Raw genomic sequence first — 25,206 nt, 5'->3', positions numbered from 1 at the left:
ACGGTGGACGAAACGCCCCCACCGCAGGGAACCGGAATGCAACATGAGCGCGTCGGGACTCTATCCGCAGGCCGGAGTGCGGTAATCGGCCGAACGCAGGATCCCGCACAGATCGTCGCGGGAGATCTTCCACCGGTCGTCGAGGTAGACGAAGTGCACGATGGTGGTGCGCACCGCGGTGCCGGTGCCGTCCTTGTCCAGGCGCATCGTCGCGGTCAGGGTGCCGTCGTGGTTGTCGAAGACCGGGTCGGTGACGCCGTAGACCGCGCGCGGGTTGTCCTGCAACGCCTTGTACATGTCGGGGATGGCGTCGCGGAAGGCGTCACCGTCCTCGATCAGGGCGGTGCGTTCGCTGTCGGGCAGCGCCGGGTCCAGCGCACGCTTGATCTGCGCGTCCAGCTCCGCGGCGGTCGGGATGGTGCGCGCGGCGATCGAACTGGATGTGGCGGCCGCCGAGGACGACAAGGCGGCGATCGCCTTGGAGCGGGCCGCGTCGACAGCGGCGTCGTCGGAGGTGTCCGACCCGCAGGCGGTCACCGTGCCGAGGACGATCAGGGCGGCTGCGACGAGCGCGGTCCGTAACGAACGAGTGGGGTGCATCACTACCTACTTACCATCTAGGACAGATCCCAGTCGCCCCAGCAGGGCCCGCACCGTCACCCCACGCGGAGTCGGGTCGTGCTGCACCGCCTCGGCCGTCGGGATCAGGTCACGGACCAGTGCGACGACGCTGCGTTCGTCGTCGAGGTCGACATCGGTCACCCGCGCCTGGGCGACGGCGACGATGTCCTCGGGTCCGGGCACGGCGCCCGCGTCGAGGTCGGCGCGGTAGATCTCCAGCGACAGCACCGCACGCACGGTGCGGAAAGCGAAGGGCCTGCCGTCCTCGGCGGTGCCGAAGCCGTGCGCGAACCGGCCGAGAGTGACATCGTCGACGGCGAACCCCGATCGTTGCTCGGCGGCCACACACTTCTCCCTGGGTCGGACGCTGGGACGTTCACCGTAACGCCGATCACCGACACGGCGACCCGCCGGACCCCGGTCGGTCGGTGTGTCGGGGTCGCATGGTCAGATGGAGTGTCGATTTTTCCGGTGGTGAAGGAGTTCGGTGGATGCGCCCTGGCGGTCCGGTTTCCCCGATCCTGGTGGTGGTGGCCTCGCTGCTGGTACTCACCGGCTGCGGTTCCGACGATCCCGGCGCGCAGGTCGCGACCAGGGAGCCGGCCACCGCGGCTCCCGCCCCGCCGACCACCGTCACCCCGGCCGGTGACCTGTTCGCGCTGCCCGGCCCCGTCGATGTCCTGCTCGCCGAATCGGGCACCGGGCTGCTCGCCGGACTCGACACCGACCCCGGCACCACCCTGCTGATCATCGATCCCGCCGACGGACTGGTGGTGCGCACGGTGACCCTGCCCGCGCCCGCGTTCGCGCTGTCGCAGGGCGTCGACGGCGAAATCCTGGTGCCCGTCCGCAACCGGGTGCTGCGCGTGGACGCCGCCACCGGCGCCGTCACCGAGGTGGCGCTCGACGGCGACCTGCGTTCGGCGCTGCCCGACGGCGACGGCGGCCTGATCGTCGGCGATGCCGAGGGCCGGGTCCGCACCGTCACCGCCGACGGGCAGGTCGCCACCACCGTGCCCGGACTGGTCACCGCCGATGTCGTCGTGCGCGCCGGTGACCGGCTGGCCGCCCTCGACCGGCACCAGACCTCGCTGACCGAGATCACCCCCGGTCGGGACCGTCTCGGGCTGTCGCTGCGAGCCGGTGACGGTGCGGCGAACATGATCGCCGACCACTTCGGCCGGGTCCTCGTCGCCGACACCGCCGGATCCGAACTGCTGGTCTACACCACCGGACCGCTCGTCCTGCGGCAGCGGTTCCCGGTAAGATCATCGCCTTACGCGCTCGCCTACGATCGCCGGTCGGAGATCGTGTGGGTGACGTGCACGCAGAGCAACGAGGTCGTCGGATTCGATCTGTCGACGGGGATAGGGCAGGAGGTCGGGCGCTATCCGACGGTGCGTCAACCCGACACCGTCGCCGTCGACGAACGCACCGGTGACCTGTTCGTCGGCTCCGCCGCCGGTGACGGCCTGCAGCGGATCCCGGCGGACGAGCTGAAGGAAGGGCAGTAGATGGCGTCGAGCAGTTCCCGCGCCTTCCCCGCCGGTTGGGAGACCGGCGGCGAAGGCGACGATTACGAGTACGTGCCGCTGCGGCTGCCCAGGGAAGTCACCAGGGTCACCGCCTCGATGCGCCTGGCCATCCAAGCCGAATTCGGCGGCTGGGAGCTGTCCCGGGTGCGCGCCTACACCGACGGCAGCCGCAAGGTGCTGCTGCGCCGTCGTAAGAGCGCCCTACTACCCAAGCCCGAACCGGGGATGTGATGGGACGGATGTATGCGCTGCTCCTGCGACTGATGTTCCTGCTGCCGCCCGAACGCGCCCACCACCTCGCGTTCGCGGCGATGCGGCTGGCCGCCCGGATCGCGCCGCTGCGGGTCCTGCTGAGCCGGATCGCCGTCGTCGACGACGAGATCCTGCACAACACCGTCTTCGGTGTCCGGTTCCGTGCGCCGCTCGGCCTGGCCGCCGGCTTCGACAAGAACGCCGAGGGCGTCGACGTGTGGGGGCCGCTGGGCTGGGGATTCGCCGAGATCGGCACCGTCACCGCCCACGCCCAGCCCGGTAACCCCGCCCCGCGCCTGTTCCGACTGCCCGCCGACCGGGCGCTGATCAACCGGATGGGCTTCAACAACCACGGCGCCGCCGCGGCCGCCGAACAGTTGCGGGCCCGCACCGCCACCGTTCCCCTCGGCGCCAATATCGGCAAGACCAAAGTTGTCGCCGCCGCCGACGCTCCCGCCGACTACGCCACCAGCGCCGCCCTGCTCGGCCCGCTGGCCGACTTCGTGGTCGTCAACGTCAGCTCCCCCAACACCCCCGGCCTGCGCGACCTGCAAGCGGTCGAATCGCTGCGCCCGCTGCTGCGCACCGTGCTCGACACCGTCGCCGAATCCGGGCGCCCGGTGCCGGTGCTGGTCAAGATCGCCCCCGATCTGTCCGACGAGGACATCGACGCCGTCGCCGACCTCGCCGTGGAACTCGGGCTGGCGGGCATCGTGGCCACCAACACCACCATCGGCCGCGCCGGGTTGCGCACCGACGCCGCCACCGTGACCGAGATCGGCGGCGGTGGACTGTCCGGGCCGCCGGTCGCGGACCGCTCCCTCGAGGTGTTGCGCCGGCTGTACCGCCGCGTCGGCGACCGGCTGGCACTGATCTCGGTCGGCGGCATCGAAACCCCCGACCAGGCCTACGAACGTATCCTGGCCGGCGCGAGCCTGCTGCAGGGCTACACCGGATTCATCTACGGCGGCCCGTTCTGGACCCGCCGCATCCACCGCGGCCTCGCCCAGCGGCTGCGCCGCGACGGTTACGCCTCGATCGCCGACGCGGTCGGCGCGGGCGATCGCGCCGCGCTCGGCCACCGGGAGTCCGGCTCCCACTGACGACGAAGGCGCAGCATTCGAGGAAATGCTGCGCCTGGAAAGCCGATCCACCCGAGCCGGATTCACCGGCGGAGGATCATGCGTGCTCGGGGAACACCCTCCTGCTGCTGCCGGAGTCGAAATCCGGCGGCAACTCCAGCCATTCCCGCACATCCGGCCCCGGCGGGCCGTGTTGGGCGTAGCGGCGCGCCACGATCCGATTCCAGATCGTCGTCGCCACCTCCTGCACGGTCATCCCGAGCAGATCCGCGCGCGTCTCCATCATCGCGAACCCGATCCGGTCGTCGACCGCGTCCATATCGCTGAGCAGCACATCCAGTTCCATGCCCGCCAGCGCCTGACTGCGCGAGAGCCACCGGTCCGGTAGCCAGCTCAACCGCCAGCAGCGTGGCCCTGCCCTGGATTCACGCGCCGCCCGTTCCGGGCTCACCTCGCTGGTCATCGACGTCCGGTCGATTCGTATGCGCGTGGCCGGGATATGCGCGAACAAACTGTTCATGGGTGCCTCCCCTGTGCGGGCGATGCGTCACCTGCTACCAGTGTGCCGGGTGGGGTCGTTCATCGCCATAACATTTTCGGCAGTTGCCGGTTCGGACGCGGCATTTGCCGTAACACTGGCAGAATTCACCGTAACAACAGTGGCTGCAGGCCACTCGGCTTTCACGTGAGCACCAGCGAAGGGGCGATCGCCCATGACGGCGCAGCAACCGGGGACCGTCGCCGTCCGCAACATCCTCACCAGACTCTGCAAACGCTCCGGTCTGAGCGCGGATCGCCTGCGCACCACCGAAATCGACATCTCACCCCTGCTCGATCTACCGGTGATCCGCCGCCGCGCCCACCGCGACGGCGTCGCCGACCCCCGTCTCGTGGTCGCTCCGGTTGTGCGTGAATGCGCCGAAAAGCTTACTCCCAGCAGACGTTTCATCGTCGACTCGGCGCTGGCGCTCGGCTGGTGGCGCGACCGCGCGCCCGGCGGGATCGACCTGGACCGTCTCTACGCCGCCGATCTCGGCGAGCGCCGCGCCTACCTCGCCGAGCACTGGACCCGGCTGCACGAACTCGTCGGCGCCACACCCGATCCCGCCGAGCTCACCGCCCGCTACCTGCGCACCACCCCTGAACACCGGGCGTTCACCGACCTTGCCGCGCTGCTCGACGCCGCCCCCGGCTACGACCGAACCCCGCCGGGCGCAACCGGATACGACGATTCCCCCGCCGCCGCCGACACCCCCGCCGTCCCGCCGTCGCGCGGCGCCGTCGTGGTCATCGGCGATGCCGTCATCGACCACATCTACCGCACCGATCACCTGCCCCGCGAAAGCGCGCCCGCACGGGGAAGTTTCACCGAGAAGATCGGCGGCAAAGGACTCAACCGTGCCGTCGCCGCCGCCCGGCTGGGGTTCGGCACCGAACTGATCGCCACCGTCGGCGACGACCAGGCCGGCCGCCGCATCACCGCCTACCTGCACCGCCATCGCGTCGGTGCCCGCTATCTCAAGACCGTCGCCGGTGAGCCGACCCCCGTGGGCGCGGTGATCGTCACGGCCACCGGCTCGTTCGCCACCATCGAACACGACGCCGACAGCGTCCGCCTGACCGTCGAAGACCTCTCCGCCACCGAGGTGCTCGAGACGATCACCGGCAGTGACGCGGTCTTCCTCACCCTCGAGCACCCCACCTCGGTGCTCGAGCACGTCTTGCGCACCGTGCGCGCCGCGCCACGCCCCCGGCTGTTCGTGCACGCCGCGCCCCCCGTCCTGGTGCCGCAGTACTACTACGAATTCTTCGACCGCATCGACTATCTCGTCGGCAGCAGGCGCGAGCTGGCCCAGCTGCTCTCGCCCGCGACGGACTTCGCCGGCCAGGGTTACGACGATCCCGCCGTCTTCGACGCCGAGGTGATCAGCCGGCTGCGCGCCCTCGGCGTCGGTTGCGTCTGCGTCATCGAGCACTTCCGCTGTCACGTGCGTTCGACTCAGGTCCGCCTCGACATCGGCCCCGCGCTCGCGGTCCGCGTGGAGGATTCTCCGGGCGCGGCCGCCGCCTTCACCGCCGCTCTGGCCTACCGGCTCGCGGGTCACGATTGGGTCGCGGGCCCCGAAGATTTCCGCTGGGCGAGCGCGGCGATGGCCGCGGCGCAATCCTTCGGTGACATCCCGGACGCGATGCCCGTGGTCGAGCGCATCGACCGGATCGCCGGATTCCGCAGCTAGCCGCTGCCGATTCGGACGTAACGGACTCCCCGCGAGCGCCGGTATGTCTACGATGAGTGAGCTACGCCACTCGAATACCTCTCTTATGTGAGATAATGCGATGGCAATTGCATCATCATTTCGGATTCTTGCCGAAGGCCGGGGCGGCCTCGGCCGGAGCACGAGGCAGTCGAGTCGCGTTCACGAACGACATCGGGAACAGGGAAACATGAGCACTTCAGCAATCGGATTCGCGCACGAGACGGGCAAAACGGTCTACACCGTGCCCGAAGCATTCCAGGAGACTCTCACGCTGCGACCCGACCAGGTCGCCCTGCGCACCGTCGGCGGCACCACCGAGATCACCTGGCGCGAATACGGTGAACGGGTGCGGTCCCTGGCCGCCGGACTGGCCGGGCTCGGGGTGAAGCGCGGCGACACGGTGGGCATCATGCTCACCAACCGGCCCGAGTTCAACCTCGTCGACACCGCCGCACTGCACGTCGGCGCCACCCCCTTCTCGGTGTACAACACCAGCTCCCCGGAGCAGATCACCCACCAGTTCGGCAACGCGGGCAACAAGATCGTCGTCACCGAACAGGCCTTCCTCGACGTCATCAAGGCCACCGGCGTGGAACTCGAGGCCATCGTCCTCGTCGACGGCCCCGCCGAAGGCACCCTGAGCCTGGCCGACCTGGAAGCTCAACCCGCCGGCGACTTCGACTTCGATGCCGCCTGGCGCGCGGTCACCAACTCCGACCTGGCCACCTTGATCTACACCTCCGGCACCACCGGCCCGTCCAAGGGCGTGGAGATCACCCACGCCAACGCCCTGGCCCAGATCACCGCGCTGATCAGCGGCCCGCTGCGGGTCGGTCTCGACGATCGCGCGGTGTCCTACCTGCCCGCCGCGCACGTCGCCGACCGCATCTCCGGGCACACCATCAACCTGGTCACCGGCATCCAGATCACCACCGTGCCCGACCCGCGCGAGATCGCCGCCGCCCTGCCCGACGCCCGCCCCACCACCTTCTTCGGCGTGCCGCGCGTGTGGCAGAAGATCAAGGGCGGCGTCGAGGCCAAGCTCGCCGCCGAATCCAGCCCGGTCAAGAAGAAGCTCGCCCTGTGGGCCGTGGACACCGGCATCGCCGCCGCCCGCGCCGACCTCGCCGGCAAGGGTCGCCCCGTGCTGCTCGACGTCCAGCACCGCCTGGCCGAGAAGCTGGTGCTGTCCAAGCTGCGCGCCGCGCTCGGCTTCGAAGAACTCAAGGTCGCCGCCTCCGGCGCGGCCCCCATCCCCGCCGAAACCCTGGAGTTCTACCTCGGATTGGGCTTCACGGTCAGCGAAGTGTGGGGCATGTCGGAGACCACCGGCGTGGGCACCTACACCGAACTCGACAAGCCGCGTCCGGGCACGGTCGGCCGCGTGGTCGACGGCACCGAGATCAAGCTGGCCGACGACGGCGAGGTCCTCATCCGTGGCCCCATCGTCACCTCCGGCTATCGCGGTATGCCCGACAAGACCGCCGAGTCGATCGACGCCGACGGCTGGCTGCACACCGGCGACGTCGGCACCATCGACGACGAGGGTTACCTGACGATCATCGATCGCAAAAAGGAACTGATCATCAACGAGGCGGGCAAGAACATCGCCCCCAGCAATATCGAGAACGCCGTCAAGGCGGTGTCCTCACTGGTCGGTCAGGTCGTCGCGATCGGTGAGGCCAAGCCCTACATCACCGCGCTCGTGGTCCTCGACCCCGACATCCTCGCCCTGCGTGCCAAGGACTTCGGCGCCACCGACGCCGACTTCGCCACCCTCACCGGGCGCCGCGAGATCATCGACGAGGTGCACGCCGCGGTCAAGGCCGGCAACACCAAGCTCTCCCGCGTCGAGCAGATCAAGCGCTTCACCATCGTGAGCTCGGTGTGGGAGCCCGGCGGCGACGAACTCACCCCGAAGATGTCGCTCAAGCGCAAGCCCATCGCCGACAAGTACGCGAGCCTCATCGAGGAGCTCTACGCCGAAACCCCGGCCGAGCACATCGTCAACGTCTGACCTCCGCACGCGGAGAGGCCCAGGGCACCGGACGCCCTGGGCCTCTTCGTCGTTCGAACGGTGAACTACTTCTGCTCGTAAGTGCCCACCAGGGTGGCGCGCGCCAGCGTGTGACCGAACAGGTTGAACCCCAGCACCGCCGGAGTGGTGTTCTCGTCGATGCCCAAGCTCTCCACATCCACCGCGTGCACCACGATGAAGTACCGGTGCGGGCCGTGCCCGGCCGGCGGGGCCGCGCCCACGTAGCCGGCGCCGCCGGCGTCGTGGCGCAGGGTGATCGCGCCCTCGGGCAGGCCGCCGTCGGCGGCGCCGGAGGCCAGCGAGGTCACCGAGGCCGGGATGTCGGCCACGGCCCAGTGCCAGAAACCCGAGGCGGTCGGGGCGTCCGGATCGTAGACGGTGACCGCGAAACTCTTGGTCTCCGGCGGGAATCCCGACCAGGACAGCTGCGGGGAGATGTCCTTACCGCCTGCGCCCATCACGCCACTGACCTGGTCGTTGCGCAGCGGCTGACCGTCGGTGACATCCTCGGAGGTCAGCGTGAACGAGGGGACCTTCGGAAGCGCGTCGTAAGGGTTGTAAGCCATGGTTCCTTCCTGAGCGGAGAAATTCGTCTGTTCTGTCAGCTGTTGGAGCCGGTCAGCTGTTCAACAGGAAGTGTTCCAGCACCTTGGTGCCGAATTCGAGCGATTCCACCGGCACCCGCTCGTCGACGCCGTGGAACAGCGCACTGAAGTCCAGGTCCGGCGGCAGCTGCAGCGGCGCGAAACCGAAGCAGCGAATCCCCAAGCGGGCGAAGGCCTTCGCGTCCGTGCCGCCGGAGAGCATGTAGGGCACCGTGCGCCCCTCGGGATCGTGGGCCAGGATCGCGTCGTTCATCGCATCCACCAGACGCCCGTCGAACGTGGTCTCGTAGGAGTCGAGCTTGGTGATCCACTCCCGCTCCACATCCGGGCCGATCAACTCGTCGACCTCGCGTTCGAACGCGGCCTGCCGCCCCGGCAGCACCCGGCAGTCGACCACCGCTTCGGCGGTCTGCGGGATCACATTCGCCTTGTACCCGGCCTGCAGCATCGTCGGATTCGCCGTATCCCGCAGCGTCGCGCCGATGATCCGCGAGATCGTGCCCAGCTTGGCCAGCTGGCCCTCGATGTCGGGGCCGTGCGGATCGAACGGCAGCCCGGTCTCCTCGGCCACCGCGGACAGGAACTCGCCCACCGAATCCGAGAGCACCAGCGGGAAGGTGTGGGTGCCCAGCCGCGCCACGGCCTGCGACAGGATCGTCACCGCATTGTCCTCGTGCAGGAACGAACCGTGCCCGGCGCGCGCCTTGGCGCGAAGACGCATCCAGCCCAGGCTCTTCTCCGCGGTCTCCACCAGGTAGAAGCGCCGCTCGCTGCCGTCGCGGCGCGGCAGCGTCAGCGAGAAGCCGCCCACCTCGCCGACCGCCTCGGTGACTCCCTCGAACAGATCGGGCCGATTGTCCACCAGCCACTGCGAGCCCCACCGTCCGCCGTTCTCCTCGTCGGCCAGGAACGCGAACACCAGATCGCGCGGCGGCACCGTGCCCTCGGCCTTGAACTGGCGGGCCACCGCCAGCATCATGCCGACCATGTCCTTCATGTCGATCGCGCCGCGACCCCACACATAGCCGTCGCGCACCGCGCCGGAGAACGGATGCACACTCCAGTCCGAGGCCTGCGCCGGAACCACGTCCAGATGACCGTGGATCATCAGCTTGCCCCGGCTGGGATCGGCGCCGGGCAGATGCACGAAGAGATTGCCGCGCCCCGGGGCGCCCGATTCGACGTACTCGGTGGTGTAGCCGACCTCGCGCAATCGGTCGCCCACCCACTCGGCACACTCCTGCTCACCCTTGGTGGTGGCCAGGTCGCCGGTGTTGGATGTATCGAACCGGATCAGCCTGCTGACCAGTTCCACCACCTCGGCAACCGCGCGTGAGTTCTTCGAATCGGATTCTCGACCAGTTGCGGACACGTTCCTTTCCTACCATCTGCCCGCGAGCGGCGCGCCGATGGTGATCGGGGTGAGTCTGGGGCGGGCGGCCCGTCGCACGAGCCGTAGCCCCGGGCCACCGAAGACGGCGGCGCACAGCGCACGCGAAAGAGTAATGCTCCGTTGACGTTTCGTGGGTTACCCGTGAGTAGTTTTCTGGTGCGCGTCGGATACTGTTGGTGTACGTTGCTGTTTGTCAATGGCGTGCCGGTCGCCGACGGGGGTCAGGGGCCGATGAAGATCAGAGGTGTTCGGTGACCGTTACCAGTGCCGGAATCGTTGTCAGATCCGCGGTGAAAACCGATGTGCCCCAGATCGTCTCGGTGCTCGACCAGGCTTTCGGCAGCGACGACCCGTTCGGCGAGTACATGTTCCCCGACCCCGTGCGCAGGCCACGCCACCAGCACCGGCTGCACCGCGCCATGCTGCGCCACCAGTACCTGCCCAACGACGGGGCGCTCGTGGCCACCGTCGGCGGCCGCGTCGTCGGCGCGGGCCTGTGGCAGAAACCCGGCCATCGCTTCGGCCCCCTGCGCTACCTGGCCGCCGTCCCCGAATTCGCCTGGGCGATGGGCTCGGCCGGCCCCCGGGTACTGCGCATGGACGCCACCATGTCCGGCATCGCCCGCGGCCTGCCGCACTTCTTCGGCGTCAGCCTCGCCGTGGCCCCCGACCGGCAGCGCAGCGGCGTGGGCCGGGCACTGCTCGCGTACGTCATGGCCGAGCTCGAGCGCGCCCAGGCCCCGATGTTCGGACTCTGCAAGGACGGCAACGCCGCCTACTACGAGACCGGCGGCGCGCTGCGCGTGGGCCGGGTCCGGATCGGGCGCGGCGGCCCGGAGGTCAACGTGATGATGTGGCTCCCGCGCAGCCTGCGCGTGCGCGGCGAATGAGCCAAGGAGTGCGACTCGTGTCCGACATCGGAGCACCCACCCCGCAACGCCGGCGCTGAAGATCCGACGAACCCCCCATCCCCTTTTCAAGATATAGCGCACCCGGGGGCTTGCCACAAGCCCCCGGTCGTGCCGCAGAATCGTCGGGCCACGGCCGGGACCTGCGCAAACAGCGGGTCCCGAGGGTGAACGAGCGGCGCCCGGCCGACAGGCGATGCTATGACGGATGGGGGTTTCATGATCGACGTGATCATCACCGGTGGCGGACCGACCGGCCTGATGCTGGCCGCCGAACTACGACTGCACGGATTGCGCACCGTGATCCTGGAAAAGGAGCTCGAGCCGACGAAGATCGTGCGCGCAGGCGGCCTGCACGCGCGCAGCATCGAGGTGATGGACCAGCGCGGCCTGCTCGGCCCCTTCCTCGAACTCGGCAGGAAGTACACCGTCGGCGGATTCTTCGCCGGCATCGACCTGCTGTGGCCCGAGCGGATGGACTCCTCCCACGCCTACGTGCTGGCCATCGCCCAGCCCGTCGTCGAGCGCCTGCTCGCCGAGCACGCGCTCGCGGCGGGCGCCGAGATCCGGCGCGGCTGTGAACTGACGGGGCTCACCCAGGATGCCGACGGGGTGGACGCCGAACTCGCCGACGGCTCCCGGCTGCGCGCCCGCTATCTCGTCGGCTGCGACGGCGGCCGCAGCACCGTGCGCAAACTTCTCGGCATCGGCTTCCCCGGCGAACCCGCCACCGTGGAGACGCTGCTGGGCGAAATGGCGGTCACCGATTCGCCGGAGCAGGTGGCCGCTGTCGTCGCCGAGGTTCGCAGGACCCAGAAGCGATTCGGGCTGATGCCACTCGAGGACGGCGTCTACCGTGTCGTCGTGCCCGCCGCGGGAGTCAGCGAGGATCGCTCGGTTCCGCCGACCTTGGACGACTTCCGCACCCAGCTGCGGGCTGTCGCGGGCACCGACTTCGGCGTGCACTCCCCGCGCTGGCTCTCCCGGTTCGGCGATGCCACCCGCCAGGCCGAACGCTACCGGGTCGGCCGCGTCCTGCTGGCAGGCGACGCCGCCCACATCCACCCGCCGACCGGCGGACAGGGCCTCAACCTCGGCATCCAGGACGCCTTCAACCTCGGCTGGAAACTCGCCGCCGAACTCGGCGGCTGGGCCCCGCCCGGCCTGCTCGACACCTACGAAACCGAACGCCATCCGGTGGCCGCCGAGGTCTTGCACAACACCCGCGCCCAGATCGAACTGATGTCCACCGAACCCGGACCGCAGGCGATCCGCAAACTGCTGACCGAGCTGATGCGCTTCGAGGAGGTCAACCGCTACCTGATCGAGAAGGTCACCGCGCTGTCGGTGCGCTACGACTTCGGCGACGGCCACGAACTCCTCGGCCGCAGACTGCGCGACGTCCGGCTGAAGAACGGCCGCCTCTACGAGCTGATGCACGCCGGGCGCGGACTCCTGCTCGACCAGACCGGCCGCCTCTCGGCCGACGGCTGGGCAGACCGGGTGGATCACGTGGTCGACGTCAGCGAGGAACTGGCCGTGCCCGCGGTCCTGCTGCGCCCCGACGGCCACGTCGCCTGGGTGGGTGAGGACCAGCAGGACCTGCTCGGCCCACTCACCCGATGGTTCGGCGCACCGGTCCGCTGATGGATTGCGTTCAGCGCAAAGTATCGCGGTCACGTTTTCGATCTCGATAATCCGGCGTGCTCACCGGCTCGTCACGTCCAGCCCTGCGCGATGACGCCGCCCTACCCGCGGGCGGCGTCATCGGGGCTGCGCCCGGTGTGGACGACCCTGTTCGCCCAGCCGTCCCGCGGCTGGGCGTGCAACCGCCGGTAGTGCTCGGCGATGAGATCGGGGTCGAAGTCGGTACCCGCCGCGACCGGCCCGTCCACGATCACGTCGGCGACGTGGATGCCGGCCGGCGCGTACCGGTCGCACAGCATCGTCACCAGGGTCCGCAACCCGGCCTTGCCCAGCGACAGGCTCGTGTATTCCCACTTCGGCTCCGGCATACCGCCGGTGACGCGCCGGGCCACCGCCCGGCCGATCCCCGGCCCCGCACCGATCACCATCACCGCCGGCATCCCGGCTCCTTCCGCTCGTCGTCGCTTCGCGAAGGGAAGGCTAGAGTTTCACATCGGTGTGAATGTCAAGCTCGCTCCGCACCGAGCTGATCTTCCCGGCGCCTTTCCCGGGCCACGCTGTCACCGGTCATCCGGCAAACGCACCGCATCCCACGGCACCCAGTGCCGCAACGTCGTCTCCATCAGCTTGTTGCGGGTGCGGTAGTCCACCGCCACCTCCGCGTACCACGCCACGTAATGCCCCAGATGCAGTCGTACCCAACCGAATTGCGTGGCAGGCACCCATGGCTCCTGCAGTCGCGGGTCCAGGCTGTTCGACGCCACCCCGAGGCTCGGTCGCTGCGTGCCGGGTCGCGCGGGCAGCAACCACACCCGCTTCGGATCGATCAACACCGGCCGCGGCCGAGCCAGGCGGCGAACGGCGGAAACCTCGCCCTCGCTCATGGTCGACCACCCGGCCCCGGCCCACGACCCCGCATCGGGCCCGCGTCCCGCAACACCACCGCAATCGAACACATGTTCCCATCATGGCACGCCGAACGGCCCGGAGCAGAGCGTGGGGTTCGATCCGATACCCCTGTGACAAGAAGAGGCGGATGTGGCGAGAACACCGGCCTGCCCGGGAGCGCAGCGCGATCCCGGTCCGTGGGTGACCATGATGAGGTGATCTGCCCGAACTGCCGGACGAATCTGCTGCGCAAGGAACGCACCGGCCGACGATGTTCCCGCTGCCACAAGACCTTCGCGCTGGAACCGAAGGAAGACCACTTCGGCATGCACGACGAGCGGATGCGCAGGCTGGTCGACAAGCTCCGCGACGACCAGGACCTCCGTTACACCGGGCGGCAACTGTATTACGCGGCCGGGCGCAAACACCTGCCGTCGCCGACCGCCACGTGGGTCACCACCTTCATCACGCTCGGCTTCGTCGTCTTGGTCCTCTCGATCATCTGCGTAGCGGCCATCGACGCCGTCCCGGCGAAAATCGGCGCGCCGGGCATCGGCCTCGCCCTGCTCGCGCTCACGGTGCTGATGGTGCTGGTCCGCCCGTGGTTCATCAGCCGGGCCACGGTGCGGATGACGCGCGGATACCGGGACTTCCGCAGCGGCGTCATCGACGTCTGGCGCAAGCACTACGGCGCCGGCCCGCCGGGCATGATCCCCGACGATCTCCCCCTACCCGCCGTGCCGAGACCGCGCCTGGCACTGCTGTGCCCGGATCGCGCCACGCTGACCTGTCTAGCGGCCAATGATGCCGCGGGCGCGTGGGGTATGGCGCTGTGCGAACGCATCGAACAGCTGCCCCCGGCCGTGCCGGTGCTGATCCTGCACGACGCCGCCGTCCCCGGCGTGGACTACGCGAACCGGGTACGCGCCTCCCTCGGCCCGCGTGCGGTACCCATCGGGCTGACACCGGCCATGGTGCGCAAGGCGGCCTCGGTGACCAAGCTGCGCGAGCGCGCCGAACCCGACGCGCGACTGCCCCCGTCCTGGACCGAGGACGACCGGCAATGGCTGCGCGAAGGCTGGTGGACACCGCTGTCCGCGTTGCCGCCCGCCCGCTTGCTCGGCGTGGTGCGGCGCGGCGTCGACCGGATCGAGGTCTCCGCCGACCCCGAGCGCCGAACCGCCCGCCAGGTAGGTTTTCTCACGTGGCCGTCCAGTTGACCCAGCGGATCCTCGACCGTTCACTGTCGCGCGCCGTGGTCACCGCTACCGCACCGAGCGGCATCCGCATCACCGAAGGCCAGCTCTACTACGAACTGTGTCGCCTGCTCGCCCCCACCCACCGGCTCCCCCGCCGCCTGTCCCGCACCACGCCGGCACCCCTGCGCTACAGCACTTTCCGCGCCGCTCTCGACCGCCACGGGCCGATCCCCGAAGTACTCGCGCCCATCGAACCGCGCCCGGCCGACATCGGTCGCCACACCGGCGAGCCCGACCTGTTCGACTACGGCCTGCCCCGCCTGCTGATCTGCACCTCCCATGCCATCGCGCACATGCTGCGCGCCAACGGCCTGCCGATGGAATCGGCCTGCCCGGTCCTCAGCGCCGCCGAACTCCCCCTGCACCCCGGCCTGGCCGCCATGCTCGAACGCGTCTGCGGCACGGTGTATCTCCTGCACGAATCCAGCGCCTACGGACTGGGCTTCGCCGCCCGAATCCGCGAACTCACCGCCCTGCCACAGAACGTGCGCATCGTGCCGATCGGGCTGCGCCCCCGCCAGGCGCGTGCGCTGCACCTGTTCCACACCGATGCCCCACCCACCTCCGAGGCCGTGCCGATCGCCGGCGATTCGACACTTCCGAGCGGCGACCCGCGAATCGAAACCGGCCCATATCCCGAAACCGTGACCCCGGCCCCCGGCGGCCCGGCGATCGCGGCACCCGAACCCGCTGGCGCGACATCGCTTTCCGAAACCCCGTCGGTGCCCGCCCTGGACGCGGCCGAACGCCGCTGGCTGGCCCGAGGCCACACCGTCGAACTCGAAGCGGTGCGCCCGGCCGCCCTGTTGCGTACCGTGCACCGCCTCGTGCGCGGCGTGCGCACCACCCGCGAACCCCTGCTCGATCTCCGCCGCGCCCGCACCGCGGGCTTTCTCACCTGGCCCGCAGCGTGAGCCGAGTCCGCCCGTCCGGCTCACCGCGCACGAAAGGAGCCCGCCGTGCCCAAGCACCGGCAGCTCGAGTACATCGATGAACTGCTCGCCGACGGCACGGTCCATCGCCGCTACAGCGACGGCCGTGAGGAATGGCGCACCCGCGGCCCCGGCGACCTCGTCTCCTGGCGCGACAGCGACGGGAAGACCGGCGCCGACGAACCGCTGGGCCCCCGGCTGATCAAACGCACCCACCAGAGCGGCGTCCTCTACGGCCGCGAATGCGGCTACGGCCGGACCCTGTGGGGCGACGGCGTGCTCACCGTCAACCGTTCCTCCTTCGGCGGCAGACTCGGCGCCGTCCTGGCCGGCGTCGCGGGCGGTGCCCTGCTCGGCGCACTCGTGATGCCCCCGGCACAGCTGAGCCCGGAGGAGGAAGACGAACTGCGCAGGCAGGTCGCGTCGAGTGGTTCCGGCAGCAGCGCGGGCGACTCCGGAACCTACGACGACTGGGACGACGGATACGGTGGCGGCGACGACGATTTCGGGTGAGTGCGAATGTCTCGATGGTGTGCTTTTCTGACCGGTGCCCCGGCGAACCCCGCCGACCCGGCCGCCCACGTGCGCGCAGTCGGCGGCGAACCGATCGCGGTCACCGGCCCGCACGCGCTCGGCCTGCTCGACGGCCCCGGCGTCGCCCACGGCCCCTTCACCGCCGGTGACCTCACCGCCGTCGGCGAGGTCACCCTGTTCGACGCCGACCGCCTGCGCGACCGCCTCGGCCCCGACGCGCCGCCCCCGCACGTCCCCGACGGCGAACTGCTGCTGCGCCTCTACGCCCGCTTCGGCCTCGACGGCATCGCCGCCGCCGAAGGCATGTTCGCCCTCGCCCTCATCGACGGCGAAGACCTGGTGCTGCTGCGCGATCACGTCGGCTCCCGCACCCTCTTCCACGCGAAATCGCCCGCGGGCTGGGCCGCCTCCACCTCCCTGCGCGCCCTGCGCCACTGGCCCGCCCTGCGCACCGGCCTGCACCTGCCCGCCGTGCGCTCCTTCCTGACCTTCGCCTACCTGCCCGGCCGCGAAACGCTGCTACGCGACGTGCACGAAGTCCTGCCCGGCCGCTGCGTACGCCTGCACCCCGACGGCACCCGCACCGAGCACACCTACTGGGAACCGCAGGAGACCACCGACGACCGCACCGCCGCCGAACACACCCTCGCCCTGCGCGAACTGCTCGAGCAGGCCGTGACCCGCCGCCTGCCCGCCGGTGAGAGCGTCGGCGTGCTGCTGTCGGGCGGCATCGACAGCAGCCTGGTCACCGCCCTGGCCGCGAAACTGCACGACCATCCCGTGCACACCTACTCGATCAGCTTCGGTGCGGACGCCCCCGACGAACTCGGCTACTCCGGCCTGGTGGCCACCCACTGCCGCACTCGCCACCGGGTCCTCACCGTCCCGGCCGGCACCGTCGCCACCCGCCTGGCCGACACCGTCGGCCTGCTCGACAGCCCCGTCGGCGACCCGCTGACCGTGCCGAATCTGATGCTCGCCGAAGCCGTCGCCGCCGACGGCCTCACCGTCGCCCTCAACGGCGAAGGCGGCGACCCGGTCTTCGGCGGCCCCAAGAACCTGCCCATGCTGATCTTCGAGATGTTCCGCGACGATCCCGGTCCGGACGCCCGCGCCCGCGCCTACCTCGACAGCTACCGCAAGTGCTACGCCGACCTGCCGGTTCTGCTGACCCCCGACGCGCTTGCCGCCCTCGCCGACGCACCGTCCCCGGCCGAACACGTCGCCCCCTATCTGCGCCCCGGCCGCATGACCAGCCTGCTCAACCAGCTGCTGCACACCAACCTGCGCACCAAGGGCGCCCACCACATCCTCACCAAGGTCGAACGCCTCACCGCCGCCAGTGGAATCGAAGGCCGGGCACCGCTGTTCGACCGCGCCGTCGTCGACCACGCCTTCGCCGTCCCGCCGACCCTGAAACTGGCGGGCGACATCGAGAAATGGATCCTCAAGGAGTCCGTGCGCGACCTGCTGCCCGCCACCATCGTCGACCGCCCCAAGAGCGGCATGCGCGTACCGGTGCAGCGGTGGCTCGACGGCCCCCTGCGCGAACTCACCGACGACCTGCTGCTGGGCCGCGACGCCCGCGCGAGCGGACTGTTCCGCCGGGACACCGTGCGCGCCTGGGCTCGCGGCGAGGGCGCGCTGTTGCCCAGACAGGGCGGCAAACTGTGGCTGGTGCTCTCCCTGGAACTCTGGCTGCGTTCCTTCGACCTGACCGCCTGACCACCGACTGTGTTCATCCGACGGAGCCTCGCACTGTGACAGCACCCTTGAAGAACCACGCCGACGACGAGAACGAGATCCACGATCTCGCGAGTTTCGCGGACGCGGGCCGCAACGCGGTCACCCCGGTCGCCCGCTTCGCCCCGGAGATCGCCGCCGCCGTCGTCGACGCCTTCGCGCAGATCGTGCGCACAGCCAAGCTCAGCGCCGCCGCGACCACTCCCGACGCCGACGGCGTGGTCCGCTCCCAGGTCTTCGAGGAAGGCGACGTCTACATGATCGAGAAGCCCTTCGACGGTTTCTTCGCCGACCGCTACCTCATGGACTTCTACGACGCCGCCGACCGCGGCATCTGCTCACGCATGCACCTGCACACCGGTCTGCGGTTCGTGCGCATGATGACCGGCCCCGACACCCACATCCGCGTCGGCAGCCTCTCCCCCTTCGTCGTCACCGATGTCCCCGGCGTAACCCCCTTCCAGCCCGAACAATTCACCGACGACCTCCCCGACGTCCCACCCGGCGTCCAGCGCACCCGCTACAACCTGATCGTCCCCCCGTGTTCGTTCGTCGACATGCAGATCCCCCGCGGCGTCAGCCACCAGTTCAACGCCATCGGCCCGCACGCGGTCATCGACTCGGTCCATCCCGAGGAATCCATCGAGGTGTTCCGGGAAAAGATGTCCGGCTACCGGATGATGGCGCAGACGGTGTTCCTCGCCCCCGAACTACCCGCCGCGGAAACCTGCACCGACCTGGGGCCGCGCGCATGAACGACACGCCACCGACCCCCGTGGCCCTCGCCGGCCGGCGCGAGGAGGATGAACACCATGACTGACACCAAGGACTGGAACACCGGGATCATCGAGGAATTCCGCGCCAACGAAGGCCGGGTCGGCGGACCGTTCGAAGGTGCGCCGATGGTGCTGGTGCACCACCGCGGCCGCAAGACCGGACGTGAACTGATCACCCCGCTGGTGTGCCTGCCCGACGAGCACGACCTCGACCTGATCTACATCTTCGCCAGCAAGGCCGGCGCCCCCACCAACCCCGACTGGTACCACAATCTGGTGGCCGCGGGCCGGGCCGAGATCGAACGCGGCACCGAGCGCTACCCGGTCACCGTCACCGAGATCACCGGCGCCGACCGCGACCGTATCTTCGCCGAACAGGTCAGGCGCATGCCGGGATTCGGCGACTACGCCACCAAAACCGAAGGTATCCGCACCATTCCGGTCATCGCCCTGCGCCGCGCCTGAGCGGGACGACCCCGGATCCCTGGGAAGGGTGGCCTTTCGGCCCCGGACCCGGGGACCTCCGGCAGCCGTGCGGCAACCCTCGACGTTCCTAGCCTGAGAGCACTATCACAGCCTTCGGTTAGGAAGCGCCTCTCTCATGGTCGGACAGCACAACAGTGAGCAGGACCGGCACACCGCCCCCGTGGTCGTCGGCGTGGACGACTCGGCCGCAAGCGATCTGGCGGTGCGCTGGGCGGCCGAAGTCGCCCGAGCGCGCGGCAGGCGCCTACATCTGGTCCACGCGCTGGACCTGGCCGCCACTCGCGCCGCCTTCACCCCCTACGACCGGCTCATCCCCTCGGTCGTCACCGAACTCTGCGATCAGGGCGTCGAATACCTCGCCGCCGCAGAACAACTCGCCGTCGAGGCCGCACCTGGCGTGAGGGTCGAAACCGAACTCGTCGAAGGTTCAGCAGCCGAAGTGCTCACCGAACGTTCCGCCGCCGCGCTGTGCACCGTGCTGGGCACCGGCAACGCCGGAGTCCTCGGTTACCTCGGTTCGACGGTGTCCGCCGTCGTCGCGCACGGGCACGGCGCCGTCGTCGTGGTGCGATCCACGGGCGGCGAACTCCAGATCCGCCGCACCGGCCCGGTCGTCGTCGGCATCGACGGCAGCGGCGCACACAACCAGGCCGCCATCGGCGCCGCCTTCGCCGAAGCCGCCGAACGCCGCGCCACCCTCATCGCCGTGCACTGCTGGAGCGACCTGCGCTTCGAACAACTCACCGGCCTGCCCGACACCATCGACGACCGGGAGATCGAAACCGCCTCCCGCGAGCTGCTCGCCGCACAACTGGCCGGCTGGGACGAGAAGTATCCGCAGGTGCGCGTCGCCCGTAAGACGTATCTCTCGGGCCCGCGCCATCACCTCATCGAATGGTCCAAGCCCGCGCAGCTGGTGGTCGTCGGCAGCCGGGGCCGCGGCGGCTTCCGACGCCTGCTCCTCGGTTCGACCAGCAACGCGCTCGTCCAGCAGGCGCACTGCCCTGTCATGGTCGTGCACACGGACACCTTCCCGCCGCGGTGACACCCGTGCGCGCCCGCCTCGTCTACGAATCCGACCTCGGCAAAGCCCTCGCCGAAGCCATCGCCGATGGACTCGGCGCGCGCACCATCGTGCGCATCTTCTCCACCGCCGATGCCGCCGAACTCCCCGAAGCCGCCGTCGACCTGGTGATCGTCGGCGGCCCCGCCCACGCCTTCGGCCTCGCTCGCACCGCCTGCCGTCGCGGCGCCACCGTGCTCGAACACACCGAGGCCCCCGGGATCGGTGCGTGGCTGGCCCAGGCCGCGCCCGCACCGCTGGACGCCCGCGCCACGGCCTTCGGCACGAAACTCGCCACGACCAGGCGACTGCCCGGCTCGACCGCACGCACCATCGGAAAACGACTGCGCACGTTGGGTTACGAGCTCGCCGCCGAGCCGGCCGACTTCCTGGTCGTCGGCAATCCGACGGCGTTGCTCGACGGTGAACTGCGTCGCGCGCAGGCGTGGGGAGCGCACCTGGCCGCCACCGCCACCTGATCCGAATCGATACGCAGCCCGGCCGGTTCGGTCAGGACAGGTCAGGACAGGGCGCGGGCCGCGGCCAGCCACTCCGCGACATCGCACAGTGTGTCGATCGGATCGCCCCCGAGCGGACTGATCGCGACCTGATCGGCGCCCGCCTCGAAATAGGCGAGCAACTCGGCGGTGACGGCGGCGGGGCCGCCGTGGGCGACCAGCGCGTCGATGAGCCGATCGCTGCCGCCACCGGCCAGATCCTCGTCGGTGAATCCCTGCCGCCGCAGATTCCGCGCGTAGTTCACGATGCCCAGCGCCGCCCCGGGCGGCTGCACCCGCGCCATCGCCCTCGCTTTCCCGGCATCGGTCTCCAGGGTGACGAAATGACCGGGCAGCAGCAGCGCGTCCGGCTCGAGAATCGCCCTGGCCTGCCGCGAATGCCCGGCCGGCACCATGGCGGGCGCGGCGCCCGCGGTGCGTTCCCCGGCCAGCCGCAGCATGCGCGGCCCTATCGCGGCCACCACGATCCGGTCCGCGGGCACCCCCGCCTCGGCCAGTTCGTCGAGATAGGACTCCAGCTTCCGGTAGGGCGAGGCATACTCGGCATCGACCTCGCGGTGCCCGACGCCGACTCCGAGCAGAAGCCGATCCGGATGCCGCGCCACGATCCGGTGGTAGGAGGCGGCAACGATGCGCGCGTCCGCGGTCCACATGTTGACCACCCGCGTGCCCGCGACGATCCGCGTCGTCGCATCGAGCATGCGCTCCACCAACCCCAGATCCGCCGGTGGCGAGGCGTTCAACCACACCGTGCCGTAACCGGCCCGCTCGATCCGTGCCACCGCCGCCGCGGTCACCTCGTGTTCGCGCACATTCGCGCCCCATCGCCCGATATCGATACCCATGGATCCACTCGACCACCGGCGGCGCCGGTGAACCAGATCCGGACTCCATGCCCAGCGATAAGCTGACCTTATCGTCGCTGGACGATGGATTTTCCGAGTCGTGGGAGGCGCGATGGAACTGCGGGCGCTGCGCTACTTCGTCACCGTCGCCGACGAACTGCATTTCGGCCGCGCCGCCGAGCGCCTGCACATCGCCCAGCCCGCCGTCAGCCAGCAGATAGCAAGGCTGGAAAGACAATTGGGCGTGCGCCTGTTCGACCGATCCGCCCGCCGGGTCGAACTCACCGCCGCGGGCCGCCGAGTCCTCGACGCCGCCCGCGCCACCCTCGCCGCCGCCGACCATGTCCGCATCGTCGCCGCCGCCTCCGCGGGCACCCTGCGCATCGGCACCACCGCGGGGCTCACCCACCGACTGGAACGCGGCATCGACGTCCTGCGCGAACACACCGAACACCTCGACATCGCGCTGGTCGACCTGCCCCTGCCCGCCCGGCTCGACGCCCTGCGCCGCGGCGAACTCGACCTGGCCCTGGCCCGTGGCGAAGTCTCCGCCCCCGGCCTCACCGTCCTGCCCACCTGGACCGAACCACTCCTCGCGATCGTCTCCAGCCGTCACCGGGCCGCGCAGCGGCAGACGGCCACCCTCGCCGAACTCGCCACCGACGCCCTGCGTCTGCCCTCGGCCGGACACGACCAACCGCTGCACGACGCCGTCGTCACCGCCTGCCACGCTGCGGGCGTCCACCCCCGCCTGGGCAGACCCGCCGGATCCGCCCGCGACACCATCATCGAAGTCGGCTCCGATCCGGTCAGCTGGACGGTCCTGCCCGCCGACCAGGTCGCCGAGATCGGCTCCACCCGAATCCGGGCACTGCCCTTCGACCCGCCGATGACCATCACCGGCAGCGTCATCGTCCCCGACCGCGCACCGGGCCACTCGGCATCCTGCGCCGCCCCCGCCTTCCGGGACACCCCGCCCGCGCCCGGCCACTGACCTCGCCGCCGCGAATTGCTTTCCCGGTGAACACAACCCTGCCCTCGCCCGCCGCATCCGGGTGCAATGGTCGGACGCTGCCGAACACTCGGCGCCGCTCGAGGCAAGGACCTCCCATGACCACAACCGCAGCCGCACTCGACGCTTTCACCGCGACCTGGCAGACCTGGCACCGCGAGCACGAGACGAACCTGGCCGCCCCGCACGGGTTCCTCGCCGTCACCGGCCTGCACTGGCTGGACAGCATCCCCGCACGCTTCCCCGACGCGCCCGGCGAATGGTCGACCGGCGAGAACGGCGTGACCGTCATACTCACCGACGACGAGGAACTGGTCGTCGACGGTGAAACCATCCGCGGCACACACCGATTCGACCCGATCCCCGAACGTGGCGGCATCGAGGCCACCTGGGGCGAGGCCGTCCTCGAGATCGCCAAGCGCGGCGGCCACGACATCCTCCGGCCACGGCACCCCGATCACCCGCTGCGCATCGGATTCCGCGGCACACCCGCCTACGCCCCCGACCCCGCCTGGGTGCTCACCGGCCACTACCGGCCCTTCCCCGAACCACGACCGACCACCGTCGGCGCCGCCGTGGAAGGCCTCGAGCACGTCTACGACGCACCGGGCGAGGTCGAATTCGAGGTCGCCGGACAGCCCGTGCGCTTGACCGCCTTCCCCGGCAAGACCGAGCACAGCCTGACCGTGCTGTTCACCGACGCCACCGCGGGCAAGACCACCTACGCCGCCAACCGCATCCTGCACCTGCCCGCGCCCGCCGCCGACGGCACCGTCGTACTGGACTTCAACCGCGCGGTGAACCTGCCCTGCGCCTACACCGACTACGCCACCTGCCCGCTGCCGCCGGAAGGCAACCGGCTCGCGGTGGCGATCGAAGCGGGCGAACAGATCCCGTACGAACGCCGCGGCTGACCCGAGCCGGAGGTGGCGAAGCGGTCGGTCACCCCCGGCCGCTCGCGGTCACCGGGGAGAAGATCGGTCACGCCGGGCGCTCCCGATCATCGGCAATCAGATCCGTCACCGCCCGCCGCGGCGTGCGCGGCAACGGATCCTCGGTATCGGGCGCCCAGCCGACCCGCAGACACGCCTGCGGATGCGCCGCCCCGTTCAGCACGCCGCGGCGGATGTGGTCGCGCTGATCCTCGAACTCGAGCGGCTCGGTCAACGGGCACGTCGCCAACCCGATATTGGTGGCGGTCAGCAACACCGAACTCAACGCCTCCCCCGCCCGCAACCGCGCCGATCGATCATCCGAGGGTGTGCCCAGCACCAGCACATCCGCGTGGTCGGCCTCGGTCGCCGTATCGGGTAGCCCCGGAGCGACGAACCGGCGCGCGGGCAGATCGTCGATCGCGCGCGGCGCGGGCGTGTTGCGCGCGGGTACCCCGTCGTCACTGCTGTGGCGCCCCGACCACAGCGCCAGCTCCCAGCGGTAGTCCGGATCGCCGGCATGACGCTCGGCCGCGGCTCGCGCCGCCGCGACCAGCCGATCCCTGGCCCGGTCGTCGACCAATCGCACGATCGCCCCCAGCGCACCGGCGCGCTCACTGAGCAATCCCAGATATCCCGGCGGCAGCGGCAGCGCCGTGTAATGCCGCCGGTCGGTGCGCCGCCGCGGGATCATCGCGCTCATCTCCACGTCCTGTCCGGTCGCCCGATGCGCGACCAGCCGGATCGACGCCAGATGATCGGGATCGGCCGGATCGGGCATCCGGGTCACCACCGTCGCCCAGCCCATCGCGGCGAACGCGACCGTGAGGTGGTGCAGCGCCGCCCCGCAGCTGATCACCACATCACGCAGGTCGGGGTCGGTGTGCGGCAGGGCCCGCTCGGTGTCGAGGAACAGTTGGATCGCGTGCCGGTCGGTCCGCCACCGCCACGGCTGGATGTTGTGCACCGACGGCGCCCGCCCGGCCAACGCGAGCGCCGCGGCGATCGTCGTGTCGTCGGGCTGTCCGCGCAGCATGAACCGTCCTTCGTCGCAAGTTCCCGCCACCGTCGCATCACCGGCGACCGCCCGGTAAGGGCCCCATGACACCACTGCCGGGGACTTCCGTTGCCGAATCTCCCTGACCTCCGGCATCACTTCCGTGCATCGTTTCGCTCTGCGTAGGCTGAGCGCATCGACAGAAGGGAATCAGGCGATGGTCAAGGTGTTTCTGGTCGACGATCACGCCATCGTGCGGCGTGGCGTCGCCGACCTCATCGACGCCGAAGCCGACATGGAAGTGATCGGTGAGGCCGCCGACGCGGCGCAGGCACTTGCGCGGATACCCGCACTCGACCCCGACGTGGCGGTGCTCGACGTGCGACTGCCCGACGGCAACGGCATCGAACTGTGCCGGGAGCTGCTCTCCCACGGCGGCAAACTCAAGTGCCTGATCCTGACCTCGTTCACCGACGAACAGGCCATGCTCGACGCGATCCTCGCCGGTGCCAGCGGCTACGTCGTCAAGGACATCGGCACCACCGACCTCGTGGACGCCGTGCGCGCGGTGGGCGCGGGCAAATCCCTGCTCGACAACCGCGCCGCGGCCGCCCTGATGGCCAAGCTGCGCGCCGAAGCCGAGGCCGACACCGGCCCGCTGTCCACCCTCACCGAACAGGAACGCACCCTGCTGTCCCTGCTCGGTGAAGGCTTGACCAACCGGCAGATAGCGGGCCGAATGTTTCTGGCGGAGAAGACCGTCAAGAACTATGTCTCGCGCCTGCTCACCAAACTCGGTGTGGAGCGGCGCACCCAGGCCGCGGTTCTGGCTGCCAAGCTCGAACAACCCACCCGCAAACCGTGATCCGGCGGGCGCTGTCG

At 70.1% G+C, this 25,206-nt stretch carries 27 protein-coding genes; 18 read left to right on the top strand and 9 right to left on the bottom strand.

Annotation, left to right across the window (positions count from 1 at the left end; genetic code table 11):
- Positions 1 to 60: 60 nt before the first annotated feature.
- Positions 61 to 600, bottom strand: coding sequence for a WKL family lipoprotein (locus ON26_RS14195; RefSeq protein WP_040796586.1), 540 nt, complete (start codon positions 598 to 600; stop codon positions 61 to 63).
- A gap of 6 nt (positions 601 to 606) precedes the next feature.
- A complete protein-coding gene (locus tag ON26_RS14190; protein ID WP_040796585.1) occupies positions 607 to 966 on the bottom strand; it encodes a hypothetical protein in 360 nt (119 codons plus the stop codon).
- Between the two features lie 146 nt (positions 967 to 1,112).
- Here ON26_RS14190 and ON26_RS14185 point away from each other — a divergent pair, with 146 nt between their 5' ends.
- Genes ON26_RS14185 through ON26_RS14175 form a run of 3 tightly spaced genes read left to right on the top strand, consistent with a single transcriptional unit; the run spans position 1,113 to position 3,511 of the window.
- A complete protein-coding gene (locus ON26_RS14185) occupies positions 1,113 to 2,135 on the top strand; it encodes a YncE family protein (protein WP_040796584.1) in 1,023 nt (340 codons plus the stop codon).
- Positions 2,136 to 2,387 (top strand): DUF5703 family protein, encoded by a 252-nt coding sequence (locus tag ON26_RS14180; RefSeq protein ID WP_040796583.1) that lies wholly within the window; start codon positions 2,136 to 2,138, stop codon positions 2,385 to 2,387.
- An 8-nt stretch (positions 2,388 to 2,395) separates the two neighbouring features.
- Positions 2,396 to 3,511 (top strand): quinone-dependent dihydroorotate dehydrogenase, encoded by a 1,116-nt coding sequence (locus tag ON26_RS14175; RefSeq protein ID WP_051027065.1) that lies wholly within the window; start codon positions 2,396 to 2,398, stop codon positions 3,509 to 3,511.
- Between the two features lie 76 nt (positions 3,512 to 3,587).
- On the opposite strand, the gene ON26_RS33390 is transcribed toward ON26_RS14175, so the two are convergent.
- Positions 3,588 to 4,010: a hypothetical protein gene (locus tag ON26_RS33390; protein WP_157171897.1), complete on the bottom strand. Its 423-nt coding sequence runs from the start codon at positions 4,008 to 4,010 to the stop codon at positions 3,588 to 3,590.
- A gap of 193 nt (positions 4,011 to 4,203) precedes the next feature.
- Between ON26_RS33390 and ON26_RS14165 the strand changes: the two genes are divergently transcribed.
- On the top strand, positions 4,204 to 5,727 hold the full coding sequence (locus tag ON26_RS14165; RefSeq protein ID WP_040796581.1) for a carbohydrate kinase family protein: 1,524 nt from the start codon (positions 4,204 to 4,206) through the stop codon (positions 5,725 to 5,727).
- Positions 5,728 to 5,935: 208 nt separating this feature from the next.
- The gene (locus ON26_RS14160; protein ID WP_040796580.1) at positions 5,936 to 7,765 is read left to right on the top strand and encodes an AMP-dependent synthetase/ligase; all 1,830 of its coding nucleotides are present in this window, start codon (positions 5,936 to 5,938) and stop codon (positions 7,763 to 7,765) included.
- 65 nt (positions 7,766 to 7,830) lie between these two features.
- Here ON26_RS14160 and ON26_RS14155 read toward each other — a convergent pair whose 3' ends face one another.
- Both ON26_RS14155 and ON26_RS14150 read right to left on the bottom strand, forming a co-directional pair.
- Positions 7,831 to 8,352 (bottom strand): YbhB/YbcL family Raf kinase inhibitor-like protein, encoded by a 522-nt coding sequence (locus tag ON26_RS14155; protein WP_040796579.1) that lies wholly within the window; start codon positions 8,350 to 8,352, stop codon positions 7,831 to 7,833.
- 52 nt (positions 8,353 to 8,404) lie between these two features.
- The gene (locus ON26_RS14150; protein ID WP_083884076.1) at positions 8,405 to 9,763 is read right to left on the bottom strand and encodes a M20/M25/M40 family metallo-hydrolase; all 1,359 of its coding nucleotides are present in this window, start codon (positions 9,761 to 9,763) and stop codon (positions 8,405 to 8,407) included.
- Between the two features lie 272 nt (positions 9,764 to 10,035).
- On the opposite strand from ON26_RS14150, the gene ON26_RS14145 reads away from it, so the two are divergent.
- Both ON26_RS14145 and rox read left to right on the top strand, forming a co-directional pair.
- Positions 10,036 to 10,674: a GNAT family N-acetyltransferase gene (locus ON26_RS14145; RefSeq protein ID WP_157171896.1), complete on the top strand. Its 639-nt coding sequence runs from the start codon at positions 10,036 to 10,038 to the stop codon at positions 10,672 to 10,674.
- A gap of 237 nt (positions 10,675 to 10,911) precedes the next feature.
- Positions 10,912 to 12,339 carry a rifampin monooxygenase gene (gene rox, locus ON26_RS14140; RefSeq protein WP_040796578.1) on the top strand — a complete coding sequence of 476 codons (1,428 nt, stop codon included), beginning with the start codon at positions 10,912 to 10,914 and terminating at the stop codon, positions 12,337 to 12,339.
- Positions 12,340 to 12,440: 101 nt separating this feature from the next.
- On the opposite strand, the gene ON26_RS34550 is transcribed toward rox, so the two are convergent.
- On the bottom strand, positions 12,441 to 12,779 hold the full coding sequence (locus ON26_RS34550) for a Rossmann-fold NAD(P)-binding domain-containing protein (protein WP_245545851.1): 339 nt from the start codon (positions 12,777 to 12,779) through the stop codon (positions 12,441 to 12,443).
- Positions 12,780 to 12,899: 120 nt separating this feature from the next.
- Positions 12,900 to 13,223, bottom strand: a complete 324-nt coding sequence (locus tag ON26_RS14130) for a hypothetical protein (protein WP_040796577.1) — start codon at positions 13,221 to 13,223, stop codon at positions 12,900 to 12,902.
- A gap of 201 nt (positions 13,224 to 13,424) precedes the next feature.
- On the opposite strand from ON26_RS14130, the gene ON26_RS14125 reads away from it, so the two are divergent.
- The 8 genes from ON26_RS14125 (at position 13,425) to ON26_RS14090 (ending at position 20,499) form a co-directional block, all read left to right on the top strand.
- Positions 13,425 to 14,447 carry a hypothetical protein gene (locus ON26_RS14125; protein WP_040796576.1) on the top strand — a complete coding sequence of 341 codons (1,023 nt, stop codon included), beginning with the start codon at positions 13,425 to 13,427 and terminating at the stop codon, positions 14,445 to 14,447.
- Positions 14,432 to 15,400 carry a hypothetical protein gene (locus tag ON26_RS34045; RefSeq protein ID WP_083884075.1) on the top strand — a complete coding sequence of 323 codons (969 nt, stop codon included), beginning with the start codon at positions 14,432 to 14,434 and terminating at the stop codon, positions 15,398 to 15,400. The genes ON26_RS14125 and ON26_RS34045 overlap by 16 nt, the downstream gene beginning before the upstream one ends.
- Positions 15,401 to 15,445: 45 nt before the next feature.
- Positions 15,446 to 15,931 carry a hypothetical protein gene (locus ON26_RS14115; protein WP_040796575.1) on the top strand — a complete coding sequence of 162 codons (486 nt, stop codon included), beginning with the start codon at positions 15,446 to 15,448 and terminating at the stop codon, positions 15,929 to 15,931.
- 6 nt (positions 15,932 to 15,937) lie between these two features.
- Complete coding sequence (locus ON26_RS14110; protein WP_040796574.1) at positions 15,938 to 17,677, top strand: asparagine synthetase B family protein; 1,740 nt, start codon at positions 15,938 to 15,940, stop codon at positions 17,675 to 17,677.
- A gap of 35 nt (positions 17,678 to 17,712) precedes the next feature.
- Positions 17,713 to 18,450: a hypothetical protein gene (locus tag ON26_RS14105; RefSeq protein WP_218000583.1), complete on the top strand. Its 738-nt coding sequence runs from the start codon at positions 17,713 to 17,715 to the stop codon at positions 18,448 to 18,450.
- A 57-nt stretch (positions 18,451 to 18,507) separates the two neighbouring features.
- Positions 18,508 to 18,936, top strand: a complete 429-nt coding sequence (locus ON26_RS14100; protein WP_040796642.1) for a nitroreductase/quinone reductase family protein — start codon at positions 18,508 to 18,510, stop codon at positions 18,934 to 18,936.
- A gap of 136 nt (positions 18,937 to 19,072) precedes the next feature.
- Positions 19,073 to 20,002 (top strand): universal stress protein, encoded by a 930-nt coding sequence (locus ON26_RS14095; RefSeq protein ID WP_040796572.1) that lies wholly within the window; start codon positions 19,073 to 19,075, stop codon positions 20,000 to 20,002.
- A gap of 5 nt (positions 20,003 to 20,007) precedes the next feature.
- A complete protein-coding gene (locus ON26_RS14090) occupies positions 20,008 to 20,499 on the top strand; it encodes a flavodoxin family protein (RefSeq protein WP_040796641.1) in 492 nt (163 codons plus the stop codon).
- A 41-nt stretch (positions 20,500 to 20,540) separates the two neighbouring features.
- Here the strand turns inward: ON26_RS14090 and ON26_RS14085 are convergent, their stop codons facing one another.
- Entirely contained in the window at positions 20,541 to 21,383 is an 843-nt protein-coding gene (locus ON26_RS14085) for a TIGR03620 family F420-dependent LLM class oxidoreductase (protein ID WP_040796571.1), read from the bottom strand.
- A 112-nt stretch (positions 21,384 to 21,495) separates the two neighbouring features.
- Between ON26_RS14085 and ON26_RS14080 the strand changes: the two genes are divergently transcribed.
- Together ON26_RS14080 and ON26_RS14075 are read left to right on the top strand one after the other, a co-directional pair.
- Entirely contained in the window at positions 21,496 to 22,377 is an 882-nt protein-coding gene (locus tag ON26_RS14080; RefSeq protein WP_083884074.1) for a LysR family transcriptional regulator, read from the top strand.
- 116 nt (positions 22,378 to 22,493) lie between these two features.
- Entirely contained in the window at positions 22,494 to 23,309 is an 816-nt protein-coding gene (locus ON26_RS14075) for a DUF1684 domain-containing protein (RefSeq protein WP_040796570.1), read from the top strand.
- A gap of 67 nt (positions 23,310 to 23,376) precedes the next feature.
- On the opposite strand, the gene ON26_RS14070 is transcribed toward ON26_RS14075, so the two are convergent.
- On the bottom strand, positions 23,377 to 24,363 hold the full coding sequence (locus ON26_RS14070; protein WP_040796569.1) for an Acg family FMN-binding oxidoreductase: 987 nt from the start codon (positions 24,361 to 24,363) through the stop codon (positions 23,377 to 23,379).
- Positions 24,364 to 24,541: 178 nt separating this feature from the next.
- Between ON26_RS14070 and ON26_RS14065 the strand changes: the two genes are divergently transcribed.
- Complete coding sequence (locus ON26_RS14065; RefSeq protein WP_040796568.1) at positions 24,542 to 25,189, top strand: response regulator; 648 nt, start codon at positions 24,542 to 24,544, stop codon at positions 25,187 to 25,189.
- Positions 25,190 to 25,206: the final 17 nt, after the last annotated feature.

It is taken from the genome of Nocardia higoensis NBRC 100133 (genome assembly GCF_000308595.1).
Classification (GTDB): Bacteria; Actinomycetota; Actinomycetes; order Mycobacteriales; family Mycobacteriaceae; genus Nocardia; species Nocardia higoensis.
Note: the sequence above shows the minus strand (reverse complement) of the source record. Positions and strands in the feature narration are given on the sequence as shown.